Origin of the sequence: Desulfitobacterium dehalogenans ATCC 51507 (assembly GCF_000243155.2) — a bacterium.
Lineage (GTDB): Bacteria > Bacillota > Desulfitobacteriia > Desulfitobacteriales > Desulfitobacteriaceae > Desulfitobacterium > Desulfitobacterium dehalogenans.
This window is the reverse complement of sequence record NC_018017.1, coordinates 1,983,625-2,003,607: the sequence shown is the minus strand read 5'-3', so window position 1 is coordinate 2,003,607 and position 19,983 is coordinate 1,983,625. Positions and strand designations below refer to the sequence as shown.

The window sequence follows — 19,983 nt, the reverse complement described above, 5'->3', positions numbered from 1 at the left end:
ATAAAACGCTCCTTTTTGAATCCCTAGAGGATTAACTTAATATAATTTTTGCCGGCTTGAGATGCATTTCTAAGAAATAGTGAAACGTAAGGATTAAATGTACTGTTTCATAATAGCATAAAGAGCCCTGTTGTACAACAGTAAACGACAATTTTAGTGCTTTTATAACAACTCTGTATATTAGAAATATTTTTACAAAACTGCCGGATCAACTGTCTAAACGGGTTATGGCAATCTTCCCTGTCCGTACCAGTTCCATTAACCCAAAGGGACGTATCGTTCTTACAAAGGCATCGATTTTCTCTTCGTCACCGGTGAGCTCCACGGTCAGGTTGCTTCGTCCCATATCCACCACTCTGCCCCGGAAGACATCCACGATTTGCAGGACTTCCAGACGGGTATCCGCTTTCACCTTGATGCGGATTAAAGCCAGCTCCCGATCCACCACTGTCTCGTTGGTCAAGTCCGTCACTTTATGGACCACCACCAGCTTATGAAGCTGCTTGGAAACCTGCTCAATGACCGTATCATCCCCATCAACCACGATGGTCATCCGGGAAATGGCGGGGTTTTCAGTCTGACACACGGTAAGACTGTTGATATTGTATGCCCGCCGGGCAAATAATCCGGCCACCCTGGTCAATACACCGGGATTATTCTCGACAAGAACTGCTAAAGTATGCAGCATTTCCCTCACCTCCCCAACATTTCTGTGAGTCCCTTCCCTGGGGGAACCATCGGGGAGACCACTTCATCTTCGGATATAACGAAATCCATGAGGACCGGACCGGGATGATTCATAGCTTCCAGGAGAGCGTTACGAACTTCGGAAATTTCAGTAACGCGAATCCCGTGAATGCCGTAGGCTTCGGCAATCTTTATAAAATCAGGATTGGCAGTAAGCTGAATCTGACTATAGCGTTCATCACAAAAGACCATTTGCAGCTGGCGAACCATGCCCAAGACGCCGTTATTCATGAGGATAATCTTCACAGGAAGTTGATATTGGACAGTGGATGCCAGTTCTTGAATGCTCATCTGGAAGGAACCATCCCCTGTAACCAGAAAGACCGTCCTATCGGGAGCAGCCACTTGAGCTCCAATGGCTGCAGGGAGTCCAAAGCCCATGGTGCCTAACCCGCCGCTGGTAATAAAATGCCGGGCGGCTTGAACCGGATAATTCTGAGCAGCCCACATCTGGTGCTGACCCACATCGGTAGTGACGATGGTATCTTCTCCGGCGATTTCACCCAGGGTCTCAATAATCACCTGGGGATTTAGATTGGGGTTATGGACCTTTGTTTTTTCTTCCTGCCACAAGCGGATTTGTTTCCACCAGGTGGCAATTTCCGGTTTGCTGAGCTTAGGCAAAAGCTCTTCCAAAACCAATTTGGCATTGCCCACGATGGGGACATTGGTTCTTACGACTTTACCAATCTCGGCGGGATCAATGTCGATATGAATGATTTTAGCCTTCGTGGCAAAACGGTGGCCCAAACCGCTGGTGACCCGGTCATCAAAACGGACCCCTACGGCAATCAGCAGATCACAATCATCCACGGCATAATTTGCCGTTACTGTTCCGTGCATTCCCACCATACCTAAGACATTGGGATGGCTTGTGGGCAGACTTCCTATCCCCATCAAGGTGGTAACCACCGGGAGATTGGCGGATTCTACGACTTGCTGAAGGACTTCCCCGGCTCCGGCGGTGATGACTCCTCCTCCGGCATAGAGGACCGGACGTTGGGATTGAGCAATGACCCGGGCTGCCTCTTCGATTTGTCCCGCATTCCCTTTGGTAAAGTACTTATAACTTTTTAGATTCAGTTCCGCCGGTGCCGGACGGACCTCTGTTGCTGCCAGAACATTTTTGGGCAAGTCGATTAAGACCGGACCGGGACGTCCTGTACTGGCAATATAAAAGGCTTCCTTAACAATCCGGGGGATCTGCCGCGGATCTTTGACAAGATAAGAATGTTTGGTGATGGGATGGGTAATCCCTGTAATATCCACCTCTTGGAAAGAATCCGTCCCCAAAAGACTGGTGGGAACTTGCCCTGTCAAGATCACAATGGGTATGGAATCCATATAGGCATTGGCAATCCCTGTGACTAAATTCGTTGCTCCCGGTCCGGAAGTGGCCAGGCATACCCCTACTCTGCCGCTGACCCGGGCAAAAGCATCGGCTGCATGAACCGCAGACTGCTCATGCCTAGGCAGAAGATGCCGTATCGGGCTGTTGATCAGAGCGTCATAGATGGGTAAAACGGCTCCGCCGGGATACCCGAAGATGACTTCTACTCCTTCCTGGACCAGGGAATCCAGCAAAAGCGCCGCCCCTGTGGCATAGGTGATACTCTCCTTCTCCTTCTCATTCCCCAAATGATATCACTCCTTTACTCGTCGTAAGGCCGCTCCCTGAGAAGCAGATTGTACGAAATAGGCATACCGTCCCAAGTAGCCTTTACGTAGTTCAGGCTTAAGATGATCGGGTCTGACTGCCATGGCTGCAAATTCTTGTCGGCGCTGTTCTCTTTCTTCTTCCGACACGACCCACTCAAGCCGGCCTTGACCTAAATCAATACGGATTTTATCTCCATCCTTTAAGAGAGCGATATCCCCTCCTAAGGCGGCTTCCGGTGATACATGACCGATGGAGAGACCACGGCTTGCTCCTGAGAACCGTCCGTCGGTGAGCAAGGCCACCTCGGAATCGAGACCCATACCCGCTAAAGTAGCTGTTGGTCCCAGCATTTCCCGCATACCCGGTCCGCCTTTCGGTCCCTCGTAACGAATGACCACCACATCCCCGGCTTTGATTTCAAGGTTGCGAATGGCTTCGGCGGCGAGAACTTCCCCATTGAAGACTTTGGCCGCCCCTTCAAAGATCAAATCCTGGTTGCTTAAAGCTCCTTGCTTAATGACCGCGCCTTCAGGAGCTAAGTTGCCAAAGAGGATGCGCAGTCCCCCTCTCTGCGAGAAAGGCTCAGATTGAGGGCGAATAATCTCCCTATCCACGACTTTGGCATTCTTTAAGCGTTCAGCCATGGTTACGACCGACACAGTCATGGTTGAGCCGTCGATCAGGCCGGCATCCAGGAGCTGTTTGAGAACCGCACTGACTCCGCCTGCCTCATGGAGGGCAGCTAAAGGAGTTTCCGAAGCAGGGGCAAGTTTACAGATTTGGGGGGTTTTTTCACTGACTTCATTTACCTTGCCCAGATCCCAAGGGATATCCCCTTCGTTGGCGATGGCGGGCAGGTGAAGGATGGTATTGGTAGAGCAGCCTAAGGCCATATCGACGGCCACTCCATTTTTCAAAGCACTTTGAGTTACAATATCCCTGGGTCTAAGGTCTTGACGATAAAGCTCCATGACCTGATAGCCGGTTTCTTTGGCAAGAACCAAACGTTCGGAATAAACTGCCGGAATCGTACCATTGCCCGGCAAGGCCATGCCGAGGGCCTCTGTCAGACAGTTCATGGAGTTGGCGGTAAACATGCCGGCACAAGAACCGCAGGTCGGGCAAGCTTTGGCTTCCAGTTCATGAAGCCAGGCTTCATCCTTTTTGCCGGCGTGCACTTGTCCCACCCCTTCGAAAAGTGTACTTAGGGTTACGGGACGGCCTTCGAATCGTCCAGGCAACATGGGACCGCCGCTGACCACAATCGCCGGGATATTTAAGCGCATAGCAGCCATTAACATCCCGGGAACCACCTTGTCACAGCTGGGGATCAAGACCAATGCATCCAATTGGTGTCCCTTGGCCATAACTTCGATGGCATCGGCCACAATTTCACGGCTGGCCAGTGAATAGTGCATCCCTTCATGTCCCATGGCAATTCCATCACAGACCGCTACCGTGGAAAATTCAAAAGGGGTTCCCCCATTTTCCCGGATACCTGCTTTCACGGCCTCCGTGACTTGCCTGAGATGCATATGACCGGGCACCAGCTCGGTAAAGGAATTGACCACACCGATAAAAGGTTTGCTGATCTCACGGTCCGTCAGTCCCAAGGCTTTTAAAAGGGAACGATGAGGTGCCCGGTCTATTCCTGTTTTTATGGTAGTGCTGTTCATAGTTTCGCCTCCGCTTTTGTCTCACAAATTTATCCATGAGTTATTTATTGGCTCTTTTTGAAAATTATCCTTCTTTTATAAGGACCCCGTCTACTAAGGTTAAGGCCCGGAAATCCTCCAGGAGATTCTTAAAAATTTCACCAGGTTGGCCCTCTCCGATCACCCGGCCATCCGCTTTAACCACAGGAATTAATTCGGCTGCTGTCCCTGTGAGGAAGCATTCGTCAGCATTATAGACATCATGGCGGTTAAACAATTCTTCCCGTACTTCAAGCCCTTTCTTTTTGGCCAGTTCAATGACGGCATTGCGGGTAACTCCCTCTAAACAGCCTGCCGATAGAGGCGGTGTAAGCAATGCTCCCCGGCGGAAGATAAAGATGTTATCGGCGGTGCCTTCCACAACATAGCCCTCTTGAGTTAGCATAATGGCCTCCACCACACCGGCTTGGATGGATTCGATTTTAGCCATAATATTATTGAGATAGTTTAGGGATTTGACCCGGGGGCTGAGAGAATCCGGGTTGGTCCGGCGCACGGCGACGGTTTTGACTTCCAGTCCATGTTCGTACATTTCCTGGGGGTAAATTTTAATTTGGTCGGCAATACAGATAATGCTGGCACCGGCGCAGTTATTGGGATCCAGCCCTAAGTCCCCTACCCCCCGGCTCACGACAAGACGGATATAGCCATTATCTAAGTCATTCTTGCGCAGGGTGCTGCACAGGACCTCTTCCATCTCAGCTTTGGAAATGCCGATATTCAGCATGATGGTCTTGGCAGATTCATATAACCGGTCAAGATGCTCCTTACATTTAAAGATCCGGCCATGATAAACCCGAATACCCTCAAAAATTCCATCCCCATATAAAAAACCATGATCAAATACTGAAATCTTGGCCTCCGCTTTGGTTACAAATTCGCCATTGAGATAAACTAGTTTTTCCATCCTAAACTCTCTCCTTTAAAATTAGTAATAAATTTATTTAAGCTGTTTATAATCCACTACTTACAGAATATTATAAGAAAACCGAGCGGTGTTCCTTACCCTCTCGAGGAACTTTCCGCTCGGGTATTTTCCGCCCACGGTGTAAATCCATTCTCTGGATCTTGTACCGCTCGGACCAGACGGAGTATCTCCCGGAACCCTAGGCACACTTCCTGCTGTTATAATACATTCTTTCATTTACAAATAAGTTTATAATACACAGTTGGCAGTGTCAACCCATTTTGAAAAAGTCTTGTCAAAGAAAAAAAACCATATTATAATGTCCACAATGTGGATACATTTGTTTTCATGAAATGGATTGGAGGAGCATTCATGCAGGTCGTTAAGATTGGACTGCTGGGTCTAGGAACCGTCGGCAGTGGCGTCATTCAGATCCTTGAGCAAAACGCTAATGATATACAGAACCGTTCCCAAAGCCAAATAAAGGTCTCCAAGGTCCTCGTGCGGAATCTCAACGCTCCTCGGGCTATCGCAGGCGATTTTACTCTGACTGATCAAGCAGACGATGTTCTTGCCGACCCAGACATCAGTGTCGTGGTCGAAGTGATGGGCGGCATTGAACCGGCGAGAACCTATATATTAGAAGCCTTTAAACATGGGAAGAATGTGGTGACCGCTAATAAGGACCTTTTAGCCCTTCATGGTCATGAACTTTTGGATGCTGCCAAAGAAGCGGGGAAGGACCTTTATTTTGAAGGCAGCGTAGCCGGTGGTATCCCCATTATCGCCGCCCTCAAACAGTCACTGACCGGAAACAAAATCTCCGAGGTGCTGGGAATTATTAATGGAACCACCAACTATATCCTGACCGCCATGACTGAGCAAGGCCGTGACTATCATGAAGTCCTGAAGGAAGCTCAGCAATTGGGTTATGCGGAAGCCGATCCGACCGCGGATGTGGATGGCTTAGATGCAGCCCGAAAACTGGCTATTCTTGCTTCTATCGCCTTCAACTCCCGTGTCACCGTGAATGATGTGTATGTGGAGGGGATCTCCAAAATCACCGCTGAAGATATCTCCTATGCCCGGGAGCTCAATTCCACTGTCAAGCTTCTGGCTGTGGCTAAATTCCAAACGGACGGCATCGAGGTTCGTGTCCATCCTGCTTTCGTCCCCAACAACCATCCCCTGGCTGCCGTCAGCGGAGTCTTTAACGCCATCTATGTAGTGGGAGATGCTGTAGGAGAAACCATGTTCTATGGCCGCGGCGCAGGCTCCCTTCCCACAGGAAGTGCAGTCGTTTCGGATATCATCCAAGTAGCTCGGAATATCAAGTCCAATTCCACCGCCAACATTAATTGTACCTGTTACAATGAGTTAGCCATCAAAAGCGAGCAGGATTTTAAAAGCGCTTTTTATATCCGGCTGCGGGTTAAGGATGAACCCCGGGTTCTTGCTACCTTAGCCTTGCTCTTCGCCGAGGCCGGCGTCAGCTTTGCCTCCATCATTCAAAAGCAGAAAAAACGCCAGGAAGCAGAGATCGTCCTTGTTACCCATCCCTGTGAAGAATCCCAGCTGCGTGAGGCCTTGGATTCAGTCCGCGCCTACAGCAAGGTGCTTTGCATCCACAATGTCATTCGTTTTGAATCCGGAGAGCATAACGACTAAATAGCAAGAAGGATTAAGGAGGATCACCATGGTTCGTGTCAGAATACCTGCCACCTCTGCGAATTTAGGGCCAGGCTTTGATTGTCTGGGTATGGCCCTTTCTTTATACAATGTTGTCCAGATCGAAAGCAGTGATGTTTTTCAGATCACCTTAAAAGGGGATTACACTGCCGGTATCACCGCGGATGAGACCAATCTCGTTTGGCAGAGCATGTGCACTTTATGGGAAACCATTGGGTTTGAGATACCAACGGTTTCCTTGGAATTGGAAAACAATGTCCCACCCACTCGCGGGATGGGAAGCAGCTCGGCTGCCATCGTCGGAGGGTTGGTGGCAGCCAATGAATGGGCTGGCGGGGTCTTAAGCAAGCCGGAGATTCTTCAGATTGCCAATCAGATCGAAGGCCATCCCGATAATGTGGCACCGGCCCTTTTAGGAGGAATTACCCTGGCGGTCACTGCGGAGACTTCCGTCATCGCCAGAACCTTACATTCCAATCCTCAATTCATGGCCTTAGCCATCGTTCCGGACTTCTACCTTTCCACGGAAAAAAGCCGCAATGTCCTGCCCACTTCCATTTCCCGGGCCGATGCAGTCTATAATCTTTCCCGGACAGCTCTGCTGGTGGAAGCTCTTATCCATGAAAATTACGAACTCCTTAAGGAAGGGATGCAGGACCGGCTGCACCAAAACCAGCGGGCAAGCCTTGTACCCGGTCTTGGGGAAACCTTGCAGGTGGCGCTGGATCACGGGGCCTACGGTTCCGCTCTCAGCGGCTCCGGACCTACCATCCTTGCTTTGGTCTCTCCCGATAAGGCTGAGAAAGTTTCCCAAGCCATGGTGGACTCCTTAGCCGGTCATGGCTTGAGTGCTAAGGCCTATCTCCTCTCCGTCGATTCGGAGGGGGCGTCGGTAATTTAAGAGGCTGACATCTTCATGGAACAGAGAACAAAGTGCGTCGTCATTTGATACGTCAAGTAAAAAGGCCGTTGCCAGATGAACTTTACAGTTCGCTGAGCAACGGCCTTTTCTTATCGTTCAAATTCCCAAGCGTTTGGGAATTTATCGTTTTTCGATAAATTAATATTGATTTGCAATATGGTCTTTGACATGCTATAAGCAAATACACATTGAAGGAGGATTAACTATGGGCCCTGCACAATCCATATCAAAGTTCCTCATCGTTCTTCTTAATTTAACTATTTTTTTCTTACTTTTAATAGCTCTCGCTCTTTCTATTTATTCTTTTCAGAATCATCTCTCTGTGGACTCAGATTTGGTGATCGGCACGCTCTTCAGACTCAGCTTTTTTGGTCTATTTATTTTTATGATTTACAAATTAAAAGGTATCATTATAACGGTTAAGACCGGGGAGCCCTTCTGTCCGAATAATATTAAACGGTTTTATAGCATCGCCACCAGCATCTTTGTCCTGGGAGTCATCGATCTGATAGGCAATCTGAATTCCCATCAAGGCTTTGTTCTCATCGATACACCTTATTTCGTGATCAAGGCGACTTCATTTATCTATATCCTATTAGGGTGTCTGGCCTTAGTTTTAGCTGAGGTATTTAAAATGGCGCTTACGATAAAAAACGATCATGATTTAACCATATAAAGAAGATAAAGGAGCAAACCATGCCTATTTTAGTCAATCTCGATGTCATGATGGCTAAACGTAAAATTTCCCTGGCTGAGTTGGCGGAGAGGGTGGATATCACTCAGGCCAATTTATCCATCCTAAAAAACAATAAAGCAAAAGCCATCCGTTTTTCAACTCTTGAGGCCATTTGCCGGGAGCTAAAATGCCAGCCTGCCGACTTACTGGAATACTGCGACGAAGATTAACAGGACAGTCAAATAGACATCCCTTCATTAGCCAGCTTCTCTCTGATTTCCCGGATCTCTTCTTCCAGATCCTCGAGTTGAATGATCAGGCTCGGTTTCAGAGAATGGGCAGGCCAACGGGCTCTTAAATCAGTGAGCTCTGTCTGCAGCTCCATGAGTCTCTGCTTTAATTCCTGCCTCGCCTTACCTGCCTGATCCTCCCCGCGAAATGTGATTGCTCCATGCATGCAGGACTCCATACATTCCTCACATTCTACACATTGATCAGGCTCCACAATCGCTACATGGGCAACCATCTTAATCGCTTCCCTCGGACAGGCACGAAGGCAACGCTGGCAGCCTCGGCAAAGCTTTTCCAATATATAGGCCGGCATTGGACTCCCCTCCTCAAGCCCTTCGGTTTTCATTCCCGGTTTACCGGGGGGGAATTCTATCTTTTTCCCGAAACCTTTTCAAAAGGCCAATGAATAATGCCCCCCATGTTTTTGACATTGGTATATCCTAATTTGAATAGAATTCTGGCCGCAGCGGCACTTCTATTCCCACTCCGGCAATAGACTAAGATCTGAGCATCCTTGTTTTTGATTTTCTGGGGTGCTTCCGTTTTTAAGACAGCTAAAGGAATAAGCTTGCTTTTAGGAATACGAATTTCTTGATACTCCTCTGGGGTGCGCACATCTAAAAGGATAACTCCTTTGGTGGAGTCTAAAAGTTCCTTCCCTTCTTGTGGGCTGATTTTAAATTTATTTTTGCGGATAGTCTGTACCAGTATCCAACCCAGGATTATGACCGCTAATATAATCCAAACTGTGTTTTGATTCACCGGGTCCCCTCCTTTTCATCATACCCCTATGGGGTATGATGAAATTATACGCTTTGAGGAGCAACCTGTCAATGATTCCTGAAGATTTTTCGATCCAGAATAAACCTCTCCATAGTGTAGTAGTCCAAAGCCTCTTGATCAATCGTGACTCCTAAGCCCGGCCCTTGGGGCACTTGGATGAGTCCTTTCCGCACAGCAATCTCCGGCTGAATCACATCTTTGCTGAAATAACGCCTTGTTGAGGATAAATCTCCAGGGATATAGTTATCCATTAAGCTTGCACAATGGACATGGAGGATTTTGGAGATCCCGCTTTCCAGCATGCTCCCTATCCAATACTTGACCTTATGCTTCCTGCAGGCTTTAATCATGTGTTCCATATAGGCCATGCCCCCTACCCGGCCTACCTTGAGATTGACCACCTGACAAGCTCCCAGGCTGATCGCCTCAGTTAAATCAGCCATGGTCTGGATGCTTTCATCCAGGCAGATGGGAGTTGACATCTGCTCCTGCAGGTCTTGATAAGCGGACAAATCTCCGGACTCCAAAGGTTCTTCAAGACAGGCCAGCCCCAACTCATCGATTCTTCTCAGTTGCGGGAGGTCTTCCTTCCTAAAGCTCCTATTGGCATCGGCCAGGAGCATTAGATCCGGGAAATGCTCCCGGATCGATTTCAGTTTGGCAAACCCGTCCTCAGGCTTGATTTTGATTTTAAAGCGTCTATATCCCTCTTGAAGATTCTCTTGAATTTTTTCCAAGAGGATGGGCAGCTCCAAATCCCCCAGCACCATGCCGCCATAGATTTCCTTCCTGGTCTCTTCATTAAACAGCAGCTTCATCATCGACTTATTCTGTCCTTTGGCGAAGCCATCCAAAAGAGCGTTTTCTATTCCGGCCATAGCCATGGGAGAGTTTCCCCGAAAGCCCAGGTGAATCTCAAAAGGATGGTCGATTTCCTTGTTTAGAAGCTGGGGAAGAAGTTCCTCAAGGAGGACTTTTTGGGCAGAGGACAGCGTCTCGGAACTATAAAAGGGCTCATTAAAGGCCACCACTTCGCCGTACCCCAAGTTCCCCAGTTCATCCGTCACTTTGATCACGAGAGTTTCCCGCTGACTGATCGTTCCTTGAGCCGTTCGAAAGGTGAATTTCATCGGCATATTTAAATGTAACACTTCGATTCTTTCAATCCTCATTAACCATCTCACCCAAAGCCTTTTTTAATAGTTTCCCTGTGGAATTTTTGGGGAGCTCCCTAAGGTGAAGGATTTTCTTGGGGTGTTTATACCTGGCGATTCTTGCGGAAAGATAATTCCTAATCTCCTCATCCTCCAACGCAGAGACGATAAATAGGGCCGGCACTTGTCCCCATTTCTTATCCTTCATCGCCACAATTGCACACTCTGATACAGCGGGATGAGCATAGAGGATATTCTCGATCTCCTGAGGGTAGATGTTTTCACCCCCGGAGATAATGATATTGTCACGCCGATCCAGAATGAAAAGATAGCCATCTTCATCCAGATAGCCAATGTCCTGGGTATGAAGAAACTCCTGAATCGGCTCTTCACTCAGATAGCCGTCCATGACCATCGGTCCCCGGAGGATTATTTCACCGACTTCCTCTCTATCGGGGTTATGAATATGGACTTTGATTCCTGGTAAAGGATAGCCTACAGACTTGAGCTTCATGGGGTGCTCAGAGACGCAAAAGGTTGTGGCCTGACTGGCCGTCTCGGTCATGCCATAGGATTTATAAATGGGTATCCCTTTCCTTAAGGATGCTGCCACCAAGGCCTCGGGAATGAATTCCCCACTAACCAGAACAGCTCGCAAGGAATGTCCGCGGATTCGATCCAGAATGCGGTGAAGCATTGTCGGGACAAGGGAAAGGAGATTGACCTTTTCTTCTTCGATCAATTTCAAGGTCTCTTCTTCATCAAACCCTGCCGTCAAAGTAACAGCGGTACCATTATAGAGGCTGCGCAACACGATGGCTAAACCGCCTATATGATAGAGAGGAAGTACCAGCAGCCAGTTATCTTCTTCCCGAACCCCCAAGACTTGCTGAGAAGCCCGGACATGTGCCTCCAAATTCCTCCAGCGCAGTGGAACCGATTTGGCTACACCATGGGTGGCACTGGTATCCATAATGACAGCAATCTGTTCCGGGGCATACCCTCCCCTTCCTTCATCTTGTCTCTCTAAGGGCTGGTTAAGAACATCCTGAAAGGAAATAAAGGTCTGATCCTCGGAAAAAACAACGCCTATCTTTAAGTTCGTTAGTTTTCTCCTGATTTCATCCTCAGTGAGGCGGATATTGATCATGAATACTTCCTTTTGCAATCCTTGCAAGGCCAGAAAAAACAAGACGGTCTCAACGGAGTTGCGGGCATAGAGAGCTACTCTGGTCTCATCCTTGACATAGGGGTACAAGCGGCCTGCCCGCTCTTGGACAAGGTTCTCCACTTCTGCAAAGGAGAGATGGTTTAAGAATCTTTGCTTTCCCTTTTTCCGGGCTTGTTTTGTGAGCCAGTTCACGAATCTCACCTGCTTCTGAGTTTTTACTTTTAGGGGAATTTCGGAAACTGCTGAAAATCAGGCTTGCGCTTTTCCTTGAAGGCATCCCGCCCTTCTTTCGCTTCATCGGTTGTATAGTAGAGCAGGGTCGCATCACCGGCTAATTGCTGTAGGCCGGCCAATCCGTCCGTATCGGCATTAAAGGCCGCTTTGAGAAAACGCAAAGCAGTTGGGGAATGCTGCAAAATTTCTTCGGCCCATCTTACCGTCTCTTCTTCCAGCTCCCCAAAGGGAACCACAGCATTCACCAGTCCCATCGCCAAAGCTTCCTGAGCTGTATATTGACGGCATAGATACCAAATCTCCCGGGCTTTTTTGTGCCCGATGATCCGGGCAAGATAACCGGCACCATACCCCCCGTCAAAGGAACCCACTTGAGGGCCTGTCTGACCAAACCGGGCATTTTCAGAAGCAATCGTTAAATCACAGACGATATGTAAAACATGCCCTCCCCCGATGGCAAAGCCATTGACCATGGCTATGACGGGCTTAGGAGTGACCCGGATCAGACGCTGAAGGTCCAATACATTAAGCCGGGGTATCTGATCCTCTCCTACATACCCCCCATGACCACGAACCCGCTGATCCCCTCCGGAACAAAAGGCTTCCTTCTCTTGACCTTGGCCATGGTTGGCTCCCGTTAGAATAATCACTCCGATGTGGCTGTCATCTCGAGCAGCCATAAAGGCATCCATTAACTCCATAATGGTTCTGGGCCGGAAAGCATTGCGGACTTCCGGCCTGTTGATGGTTATCTTGCCTATTCCCCCCCAGGTCTCGTAAATAATGTCCTCGTAGTTTCTCTTGGTTGGTTCCCAGCAAAATTTTTTCACTCTAACCCCTCCTATCATTCTTTTAGTCGATACAGGTGTACTTCTCATGCAATCTTTTGCTTCCTTGGGGATCGATTTTCACATTTAATACCTTGATCCCTTCTAAGGAAAGAGCCTTCTCAACATCTTCCTCGAAGCTCTTATAATCCAGCGGCTCAAAATAGGTCAGACCGTACAGGGTTTTTAGCCCACCGAAGTCCATGTCATGGGGGGTCTTGAAGAGAAATTCAAAATGTCTGCTCTTGCTGTGAGATAAGTAGTTGAAGATTCCTCCCCCATTATTGTTTAAGAGGATAATGATCAAATTCAATCGGTGGTTTTTCCCGATCTGCAGTCCATTCAAATCATGAAAGAAGGACAAATCACCGGTGAGGAGCACGGTGGGATAGTGATTAGTAGAAACCCCCAAAGCGGTGGATGTAATTCCATCTATGCCGTTGGCTCCTCGGTTGCACAGAATTTTAAGCTTTTGCGGTTGTGACCCCAGGAAATAGTCCACATCCCGAATGGCCATGCTGTTGGCGACAAATAAACGGCTTTCAGCCGGCAGGATATCTTGTAATCTCTGTATTAATCCCCCTTCAAATAGTTCTGTTTCATCATGGGCAAGCTGCAGTTTTTGACGAGCCCTTCCCTGATAATCCTGCCAGAGGTATAAGTAGTCATCATCTTCATTATGAACACTCAGTGCTTGGGCAAAAGCTTTGGGGGAAGCAAGGATATAGCGATTAATGGATAGTGAGGGATCCCGATACTGGAAGGTCTGATTGATCTGAAAATAAAGTCCATCTCTCTCCATGGCGAGAAATTCCTGCAGGTTCTTAGAGACCGGTGTCTGACCAAAGTGGAGAATGAACTCAGGCTTAAGCTCTTGTTTGACGGTGTCCTTTTTCAGGAAAACATCATAGCTGTCCATGATCTGGGGATGCCCATAATTGCGGAAGTTGGAAATGGGATCAGCTAATAGAGGTGCCTTTAAACGTTCTGCCAGCTTAAGGACTTCCTCATGATAGTCTGCATAAGCATCCCCTCCACAGACGATGATCCCCTTTTTCCCCTGAAAAATCTTGCTGTTAAGGGTTAAGCGGCTCTCTCCTCTCTGCCATTGAAAAGGATGTTCCAGGCGGCCCAGGGTGAAATCCAGTTTAGCCAGATCCGGGCTCAAAGGTTCACGCAAGGGGATGTTGATATGGGCTACCCCATAGCCATCGGTCATGGAACTCACGTAAGCCTTGCGCATAACCCCGCGGACATAGGGATACATCTCTTCCCGCTCTTCCGGCAGAGCCAGTTCTTCAAAATATTTCGTATAGTCATGGTAAAACTTAATCTGATCGATGGTTTGGGGGGCCCCTACTTGGCGTAATTCAGGAGGACGATCGGCTGTCAAAATAATTAAGGGAACATTGGAATGTTTGGCTTCAACAACCGCCGGGAAATAATGGGCGACAGCCGAACCTGAAGAGCAGACCAGAACAACGGGTCTTTCTTTTTCCTTGGCAATGCCTAAGGCAAAGAATCCCGCGGACCGTTCGTCAATGCTGACATAAACCTGGAAATCATGCTCACAAAATATGATGGATAATGGAGCTGAGCGTGAACCTGGGCTAATGACCACTTCCCGAACTCCCATCTGATACAGCTCATCAACTAAAGTTCCAATATAATTACTCATCCTCTTCACCTTCATTTTATAGACTCTCTAAGATTGTCCTTGCTTTATTAGCCGTCTCCAGATATTCCGCCTCACACTCCGAGTCGGCAACGATTCCACAGCCTGTATAAGCATAAAGCTTATTCCCTTCAATCAGAGCCGAGCGGATTCCCACCACAAAGATCCCATCTCCTTCTTCATTCATCACACCCAGGGGAGCTCCATATAATCCTCGTTCATGGTTTTCATAACGGGCAATGATCTCCAGCGCTTTTTCCGCGGGATATCCTCCCAAGGCCGGGGTAGGGTGCAAGCGGGACACCCAGTCCCTCAAGGAGCTGTTCTCCTTGACCTTGCCTTGGATAGGAGTTTTCAAATGAAAGAGATTCTTAAGGGCTAAGGTGGTCGTCTCTCCGATGACTACCTCATCACTATGGCTCTCCATAATCTCAGCGATATAATCAACCACCAGCTGATGTTCATGACGGTTCTTGGGATCATTGAGAAGGGCTGCCTGCTGAATGTCATCAGCTTCCTGTTGATTACGTGCTCCTGTCCCAGCTAAGGCATAGCTGCTGATCGTACCTTTATTTTTTTCTACCAGAACCTCCGGGCTTGCACCTAGGAATGTCTTGCCCTGCTTATACCAGGCAAACACAAAGGAGCCGGGGTTGTTCTCCATAAGGTTTTTCAACACACTTTCGATAGCAACTGCCGTCCGACACTGGATCTCCACTTGGCGTGAAATGACCACCTTGTCCACTTTCTTGCTCCGTATTTCTTCCTTAGCCTGATTAAATAGCCCCTGCCATTCCCCATAGTCCTTGGCGGTGAGTTTATAATCATGTCGTCGGGGGATACACTCCTGATCTTGAATCTCAATCTCTTGATCCCTGTAATAAAGCTTCTGTTCCCCCTCTTTTTCCACGAGATAAAACTCAAATGCCGTAGTTTCATCCTCAAAGCCATCCCACTGAGGGCCCTTGAGTGTAGGAAAGAAGGTTTTTCTAGAAAAAACATAAGGATACCCCCGGAAGTTTTCCTCCCCATAAAACTTTTTCAGGGGTATCGTGCCAATAATGAGCTCCTTTTTAAAGGGATGATAAAACAGCATTTTCTCTTCATCTTCAAAATTCCGCCAAAAGGCAAGGGGTTCTTTAAGATTAATTCTCTTCTCCTGATATCTCAAAACTCTTATCTCCCAGTTATTTTTTGAACTCAAGAAATGAACTTAGGTTCATTTTATTAAAATTTTACTTATTTTTATATTTAATGTCAATTCCTTTTTTCAGCCTTTCTTCCCCAGGGATTTTTTGAACAGCAAAAATGCCATGAATTCTGCAGATATTCAACAGAATTCATGGCATTTATTTACGGGAAGCTCCCTTTGAGTTTTGATCCCTACCTACTCTTTTTTCATCTCATCCAAATACTTAATCGCATTGAGAGCCGCTGTTCCTCCTTCCCCTACCGCTTTGTTCAATTGGTAGGGCTGTCCGGAGCAGTCCCCGGCGGCGAAGAGTCCTGGGACACTGGTCTCCAAATCCCGGTTTACCTTGATAGCGCCCTTTTCCATGTCCAAACCCGGAACAATCTGCTCTGCCGGCAGGCTTTCCCGCAGAACGAATACCCCGTCCACCGGGATTTCCTCACTATCCAAAACCAGCTTTTCTACCTGCTGAGTGCCGAAGATTTCTTTAATCCTGGCTTTCTTTTGGATGATTCTGGAGTCAAGCCGACCTACTTCCTTATAGAAGGGCAGGTAATAGACTTCAGAGCAGATCTCAGCCATGAAGTTGGCTTCGGCTTCTCCCTCATGACTATAAGAAATGATCGCTACTTTCTTCCCTTTGTACAAGGGGCCGTCGCAAGTGGCACAATAGCCCACTCCTCTCCCCAGTAGATCTGTTTCTCCGGGAAGAAGTTTGGTGGGGGATACCCCTGTGGCCAAAATCACGGCATCGGCTTCAAAGGATTCATTGTTCCCGACCAGGGTAAAAGGCGGTCCGGGATAAATATTGAGAACTTTCCAGGGAACAATCTCAATACCCATGGCTTTGACATGGTTTAAAAAATTCTGCCGTAAGTCCTCCCCTTTGATTTCATGAAAGCCGAGATAATTATCAATCTGGGGGGCTTTGGCCAATTTAGGACTGCAAAAGTCACTTCCTAAAAGGATAAAGTCTTTATTTCTAATTTTGGCATTTAAGGCAGCGGACATCCCGGCGGGACCGCACCCGACAATGGCCAATTGATAATGAGATTTTAGTTGAAATCCTTCACTCATACTCGATAAACCTCCTTTATGTACCTTTTATATTCTCCGAATAAACCATGAATTCCTTTTTCTTTACTCTTTATATCCACCGCCATGGGTCATTGGGTCGTACCCCTGCAAGATTTGACACTATTAAATCTTGCGAGTATTACATCATTCTTTCATGGTTATATTGTTGAATTTTCCAGTTACAACTCCAAACCATTTTAAACATTACTAAAGATAGTCCTGCGAGTAATACTGTAAATATCCCGAAAACATAAGAACCAATATTAATGGCTGCCATCAATTCTATAAAGAAACACATGACTTCTATAACCAGAACTACCTTGAAAAAATTCTTGATTCTACTGTAATGGGCGATTTTTGACTCTACGTCTGTATACATTTCAAAGGGTCCATCTGATGCTCTTTTTTGTAAGTATACCCATCTCCACCATTGAGCTATTACTTTTACCCCCGTATCCTCCATGAAAGCTGCATAATCATCTTTTTCTCCATTCCAACTATCAAGCAAGTCTATTTGATAATTGTATTCCCCAGGATCACACTTTTCAAAAGTATAAAAACCCAGAAAAAATTTTTTTAATGCCCATCCCTTTAAACACATTTTCTTTAACCAATCTTCTTCTGCATCTTTATCAAAATATAGTTTGAACTTTAACATAGAGTCACTCCCCCTAATTATCCATCTTTTTTGCATTTTTTATAAGCTCATTTAACCTTTTTATTTCATTTTGAAATATTTCTCTCCCTGTATCGGTAATCAGGTATTCCTTTTTCTTTCTGGATTCTTTATCCTCACTATATAAACGAATCCATCTTTTTGTAAGCATGGAATTTATAGCTCCATATAAAGTCCCTGGTCCTAATGTTACCCTTCCGTCCGTCATTTCACTTACATCCTGAATAATACCGTACCCATGGTTTGGTGTACGCACGGTCAATAAGATATAAAATAAAGCTTCTGTCAAAGGTCCATTGGTATCCAAATAGATCACTCTCCAATATATCGCGTGATGATATATTTAGTATACCATTATACGATATATCGGTCAACGATGTATTAATTGTAATGGAAGTATCTTTACGTGAAACAATAGTCTCAATTTCAAAAGCGTCTAAAAAACCACGCTTCATTTGAAGCGTGGTTTTTCACCATAGAGTTTCTGATAATTAGCATAGTTATCTTTAACCCGTTCTACATATTCCCTGGTCTCACGGAAGGGAATATCATCTGTATTTAAATCATCCACCTTTAACTGCTCTGTTCGAATCCATTCATTAACATGACCCCGTCCCCCATTGTAAGCCGCCAGGACGAGGGTGATATCCTCGAACTCCTTTTGCAGACTGGCTATGTACCAGGTGCCGTACTGAATGTTCTTTTCCGGCTCCCTCAGTTTACTTTGATCGAAACTTCTATCTCCTAATGTCTCCGCAATCCAGTCGGCCGTATCCGGCATCAGCTGCATGAGCCCCAAGGCCCCCTTGTGAGATTGGGAATAAGGCAAGAATTTACTCTCGGCGCGAATGACCGAGATAACCAGCAAAGGATCCACATGATATTGCTGTGCATACTCCTCGATAAGGGATTTATAGGGATAAGGATAGAGCACCTTCTTAATGGGCGGGGATTGGAACAAGAGTATCAAAGCAATCACACACAAGACCAGGGTAAAGAAAAAGCCTGATCTCTTTTTCTTGCGTCGCACTGTGAATCCTTTCTTTTTCATGGGTACTCCTTGATTTCATCAGTATTTAAGTCTTAAAGTATCTTAAGTACTCAAGGTTATTATTCTTTCCTCGGATTTTGTCATATAGGACATATTATACTGTGAGAGGCTCATGCTTCGGAATAGAACTAAAGACCCAAGGCAGACCTATGGCGAGGCCCATTCTGGCCTATTGCTTCATTCTATAGCCCCTGCTCCCTTTTTATTCTTTCCATTTCCTTCCTTAATTGTACTACAGTTTCGTCCCATGTTCCAGAATTATCGATAACCACATCCGCTTTTTTTCTCTTTTTCCCTAAAGAGTATTGGGCTTGAATGCGCAGTTCCACCTCTTCCGCACTTAAGGCGTCCCGCTGCATAACCCGTTGTTTTTGAATATATCCCGGGACCCAAACCACCCATAACTCGTCCATCTGGGACCCATACCCTGCTTCGAAAAGCAAAGGAACATCCCAGACACAGAGCCTCTCCCCCGCCCGTTCCAGAGTTTCTTGTTCTTTTACCATGGCCACTCTGACCCGGGGATGAAGAATTTTCTCCAATAGTTTACGGGCTTGGTCGTCGGCGAATACAATTCTGCCTAAAGCTTTGCGATCGATTTTTCCTGTATCCATCAGGATATCATGACCAAACCCAGCCGTAATGGCTGCAATCGTCTCAGGTTCATGATAAAGTTCGTGAACTGTACGATCCGCATCAATAATCGGAATACCTTGTTGGGAGAGCCACCGGGAGACTGTGGATTTTCCGCTCCCGATTCCCCCGGTTAACCCAATGACCCACATAGTATCACACCTCAAATTCATTCATTATAGTAATCAAATCAGTTTTCCCAGGGCGATGAGAATAAGCATGGTTCCCGGCAAAAGGCCCAGCTTCCCTAAATGCTCTTCGGGAAGTTTACCTGCTAAAGCCTGACCCAATTTGATCATAAAAATCTGCGCCAGGGCTACCCAGGCAATAATGGACAAAGAATTAAGAATTCCCACGGCAAGACCTAATACCAAACCGGAGGCAAAAGCATCCAAGGATAACGCCGTCCCCAGCAGCAGACTTTCTTTAACGCTGATAACCCCTGAGCCATCAAGATCAGCCTGTTCCGGAGTCTTGAGAACCTGTACCACAATGCCGAGTATTTTGAATTCCAGCTTAAGGATCGGCTCTCTGACAGCCAGGGTACTGGCAGGCACAGCCTTTGGAGCATCTCCTCGAATCAAATGCTGAATGGCCTTTATCAGTTGATAGCCTCCTAAGGTAAGTAAAATCCCAGCCCCCAAAAGATTCGGCGGGATAATTGTAACAACCCCCATGAGGATATCCCCAAAAAACACCGCTGTTCCCATGGCTACTACTGTACAAAGAGTTATGACCAACATCGAAAGAAGGGGAATTCGGATTCTCCGTATTCCATAAGATAACCCTACGCCAAATCCATCAAAACTTAAGGCTAAAGCGAAGAGTATTGTAGCTCCCATAATCATCCTCCTGTAAGTACTCTTTATCTTGCAGGATAATATATGGGTAAACTCTTCTTAT

The 19,983-nt window shown here is 46.9% G+C and carries 21 protein-coding genes; 4 read left to right on the top strand and 17 right to left on the bottom strand.

All coding sequences use genetic code 11. The annotated features are described in order from the left end of the window. Nucleotides 1-208: 208 nt before the first annotated feature. The 4 genes from ilvN to ilvE form a co-directional block, all read right to left on the bottom strand. Nucleotides 209-688 (bottom strand): acetolactate synthase small subunit, encoded by a 480-nt coding sequence (gene ilvN, locus DESDE_RS09630; RefSeq protein ID WP_014793849.1) that lies wholly within the window; start codon nucleotides 686-688, stop codon nucleotides 209-211. 5 nt (nucleotides 689-693) lie between these two features. Next, the gene (gene ilvB, locus DESDE_RS09625; RefSeq protein ID WP_014793848.1) at nucleotides 694-2,385 is read right to left on the bottom strand and encodes a biosynthetic-type acetolactate synthase large subunit; all 1,692 of its coding nucleotides are present in this window, start codon (nucleotides 2,383-2,385) and stop codon (nucleotides 694-696) included. Nucleotides 2,386-2,391: 6 nt separating this feature from the next. Then, entirely contained in the window at nucleotides 2,392-4,083 is a 1,692-nt protein-coding gene (gene ilvD / locus DESDE_RS09620; RefSeq protein ID WP_014793847.1) for a dihydroxy-acid dehydratase, read from the bottom strand. A gap of 64 nt (nucleotides 4,084-4,147) precedes the next feature. After that, entirely contained in the window at nucleotides 4,148-5,029 is an 882-nt protein-coding gene (gene ilvE / locus DESDE_RS09615) for a branched-chain-amino-acid transaminase (RefSeq protein WP_014793846.1), read from the bottom strand. A gap of 372 nt (nucleotides 5,030-5,401) precedes the next feature. Between ilvE and DESDE_RS09610 the strand changes: the two genes are divergently transcribed. From DESDE_RS09610 to DESDE_RS09595, 4 genes are all read left to right on the top strand, one after another. Continuing rightward, nucleotides 5,402-6,697: a homoserine dehydrogenase gene (locus DESDE_RS09610; RefSeq protein WP_014793845.1), complete on the top strand. Its 1,296-nt coding sequence runs from the start codon at nucleotides 5,402-5,404 to the stop codon at nucleotides 6,695-6,697. Nucleotides 6,698-6,725: 28 nt separating this feature from the next. Continuing rightward, complete coding sequence (thrB, locus tag DESDE_RS09605) at nucleotides 6,726-7,619, top strand: homoserine kinase (protein ID WP_014793844.1); 894 nt, start codon at nucleotides 6,726-6,728, stop codon at nucleotides 7,617-7,619. 226 nt (nucleotides 7,620-7,845) lie between these two features. After that, the gene (locus DESDE_RS09600; protein ID WP_014793843.1) at nucleotides 7,846-8,316 is read left to right on the top strand and encodes a DUF2975 domain-containing protein; all 471 of its coding nucleotides are present in this window, start codon (nucleotides 7,846-7,848) and stop codon (nucleotides 8,314-8,316) included. Between the two features lie 20 nt (nucleotides 8,317-8,336). Continuing rightward, complete coding sequence (locus DESDE_RS09595) at nucleotides 8,337-8,546, top strand: helix-turn-helix domain-containing protein (protein WP_014793842.1); 210 nt, start codon at nucleotides 8,337-8,339, stop codon at nucleotides 8,544-8,546. 8 nt (nucleotides 8,547-8,554) lie between these two features. Here the strand turns inward: DESDE_RS09595 and DESDE_RS09590 are convergent, their stop codons facing one another. The 13 genes from DESDE_RS09590 to ytaF form a co-directional block, all read right to left on the bottom strand. After that, on the bottom strand, nucleotides 8,555-8,920 hold the full coding sequence (locus tag DESDE_RS09590; RefSeq protein ID WP_014793841.1) for a DUF362 domain-containing protein: 366 nt from the start codon (nucleotides 8,918-8,920) through the stop codon (nucleotides 8,555-8,557). A gap of 56 nt (nucleotides 8,921-8,976) precedes the next feature. Further along, nucleotides 8,977-9,369, bottom strand: a complete 393-nt coding sequence (locus DESDE_RS09585) for a rhodanese-like domain-containing protein (protein ID WP_014793840.1) — start codon at nucleotides 9,367-9,369, stop codon at nucleotides 8,977-8,979. 68 nt (nucleotides 9,370-9,437) lie between these two features. Beyond that, complete coding sequence (gene menC, locus DESDE_RS09580; RefSeq protein WP_014793839.1) at nucleotides 9,438-10,562, bottom strand: o-succinylbenzoate synthase; 1,125 nt, start codon at nucleotides 10,560-10,562, stop codon at nucleotides 9,438-9,440. Beyond that, complete coding sequence (gene menE, locus DESDE_RS09575; RefSeq protein WP_014793838.1) at nucleotides 10,552-11,907, bottom strand: o-succinylbenzoate--CoA ligase; 1,356 nt, start codon at nucleotides 11,905-11,907, stop codon at nucleotides 10,552-10,554. The genes menC and menE overlap by 11 nt, the downstream gene beginning before the upstream one ends. Before the next feature lie 29 nt (nucleotides 11,908-11,936). Continuing rightward, on the bottom strand, nucleotides 11,937-12,779 hold the full coding sequence (gene menB / locus DESDE_RS09570) for a 1,4-dihydroxy-2-naphthoyl-CoA synthase (RefSeq protein WP_014793837.1): 843 nt from the start codon (nucleotides 12,777-12,779) through the stop codon (nucleotides 11,937-11,939). Between the two features lie 22 nt (nucleotides 12,780-12,801). Then, entirely contained in the window at nucleotides 12,802-14,454 is a 1,653-nt protein-coding gene (gene menD / locus DESDE_RS09565) for a 2-succinyl-5-enolpyruvyl-6-hydroxy-3-cyclohexene-1-carboxylic-acid synthase (RefSeq protein ID WP_014793836.1), read from the bottom strand. A 16-nt stretch (nucleotides 14,455-14,470) separates the two neighbouring features. Beyond that, a complete protein-coding gene (locus DESDE_RS09560) occupies nucleotides 14,471-15,622 on the bottom strand; it encodes an isochorismate synthase (RefSeq protein WP_014793835.1) in 1,152 nt (383 codons plus the stop codon). 216 nt (nucleotides 15,623-15,838) lie between these two features. Further along, a complete protein-coding gene (locus tag DESDE_RS09555; RefSeq protein ID WP_014793834.1) occupies nucleotides 15,839-16,720 on the bottom strand; it encodes an NAD(P)/FAD-dependent oxidoreductase in 882 nt (293 codons plus the stop codon). A 139-nt stretch (nucleotides 16,721-16,859) separates the two neighbouring features. Then, nucleotides 16,860-17,378, bottom strand: coding sequence for a DUF2812 domain-containing protein (locus DESDE_RS09550; protein WP_014793833.1), 519 nt, complete (start codon nucleotides 17,376-17,378; stop codon nucleotides 16,860-16,862). 13 nt (nucleotides 17,379-17,391) lie between these two features. Next, nucleotides 17,392-17,703, bottom strand: a complete 312-nt coding sequence (locus tag DESDE_RS09545) for a PadR family transcriptional regulator (RefSeq protein WP_014793832.1) — start codon at nucleotides 17,701-17,703, stop codon at nucleotides 17,392-17,394. Nucleotides 17,704-17,847: 144 nt separating this feature from the next. Continuing rightward, the gene (locus tag DESDE_RS09540) at nucleotides 17,848-18,447 is read right to left on the bottom strand and encodes a lytic transglycosylase domain-containing protein (protein ID WP_014793831.1); all 600 of its coding nucleotides are present in this window, start codon (nucleotides 18,445-18,447) and stop codon (nucleotides 17,848-17,850) included. A 182-nt stretch (nucleotides 18,448-18,629) separates the two neighbouring features. Beyond that, nucleotides 18,630-19,232, bottom strand: coding sequence for a dephospho-CoA kinase (gene coaE, locus DESDE_RS09535; RefSeq protein WP_014793830.1), 603 nt, complete (start codon nucleotides 19,230-19,232; stop codon nucleotides 18,630-18,632). A gap of 33 nt (nucleotides 19,233-19,265) precedes the next feature. Further along, nucleotides 19,266-19,922 carry a sporulation membrane protein YtaF gene (gene ytaF, locus DESDE_RS09530; RefSeq protein WP_014793829.1) on the bottom strand — a complete coding sequence of 219 codons (657 nt, stop codon included), beginning with the start codon at nucleotides 19,920-19,922 and terminating at the stop codon, nucleotides 19,266-19,268. Nucleotides 19,923-19,983 lie beyond the last annotated feature (61 nt).

What these genes read in the sequence shown, in the direction of transcription:
- ilvN (WP_014793849.1), bottom strand. Translation starts at nt 688, where the DNA reads ATGCTGCATACTTTAGCAGTTCTTGTCGAGAATAATCCCGGTGTATTG.
- ilvD (WP_014793847.1), bottom strand. Translation starts at nt 4,083, where the DNA reads ATGAACAGCACTACCATAAAAACAGGAATAGACCGGGCACCTCATCGT.
- ilvE (WP_014793846.1), bottom strand. Translation starts at nt 5,029, where the DNA reads ATGGAAAAACTAGTTTATCTCAATGGCGAATTTGTAACCAAAGCGGAG.
- DESDE_RS09610 (WP_014793845.1), top strand. Translation starts at nt 5,402, where the DNA reads ATGCAGGTCGTTAAGATTGGACTGCTGGGTCTAGGAACCGTCGGCAGT.
- thrB (WP_014793844.1), top strand. Translation starts at nt 6,726, where the DNA reads ATGGTTCGTGTCAGAATACCTGCCACCTCTGCGAATTTAGGGCCAGGC.
- DESDE_RS09600 (WP_014793843.1), top strand. Translation starts at nt 7,846, where the DNA reads ATGGGCCCTGCACAATCCATATCAAAGTTCCTCATCGTTCTTCTTAAT.
- DESDE_RS09595 (WP_014793842.1), top strand. Translation starts at nt 8,337, where the DNA reads ATGCCTATTTTAGTCAATCTCGATGTCATGATGGCTAAACGTAAAATT.
- DESDE_RS09590 (WP_014793841.1), bottom strand. Translation starts at nt 8,920, where the DNA reads ATGCCGGCCTATATATTGGAAAAGCTTTGCCGAGGCTGCCAGCGTTGC.
- menC (WP_014793839.1), bottom strand. Translation starts at nt 10,562, where the DNA reads ATGAGGATTGAAAGAATCGAAGTGTTACATTTAAATATGCCGATGAAA.
- menD (WP_014793836.1), bottom strand. Translation starts at nt 14,454, where the DNA reads ATGAGTAATTATATTGGAACTTTAGTTGATGAGCTGTATCAGATGGGA.
- DESDE_RS09555 (WP_014793834.1), bottom strand. Translation starts at nt 16,720, where the DNA reads ATGAGTGAAGGATTTCAACTAAAATCTCATTATCAATTGGCCATTGTC.
- DESDE_RS09550 (WP_014793833.1), bottom strand. Translation starts at nt 17,378, where the DNA reads ATGTTAAAGTTCAAACTATATTTTGATAAAGATGCAGAAGAAGATTGG.
- DESDE_RS09540 (WP_014793831.1), bottom strand. Translation starts at nt 18,447, where the DNA reads ATGAAAAAGAAAGGATTCACAGTGCGACGCAAGAAAAAGAGATCAGGC.
- coaE (WP_014793830.1), bottom strand. Translation starts at nt 19,232, where the DNA reads ATGTGGGTCATTGGGTTAACCGGGGGAATCGGGAGCGGAAAATCCACA.
- ytaF (WP_014793829.1), bottom strand. Translation starts at nt 19,922, where the DNA reads ATGGGAGCTACAATACTCTTCGCTTTAGCCTTAAGTTTTGATGGATTT.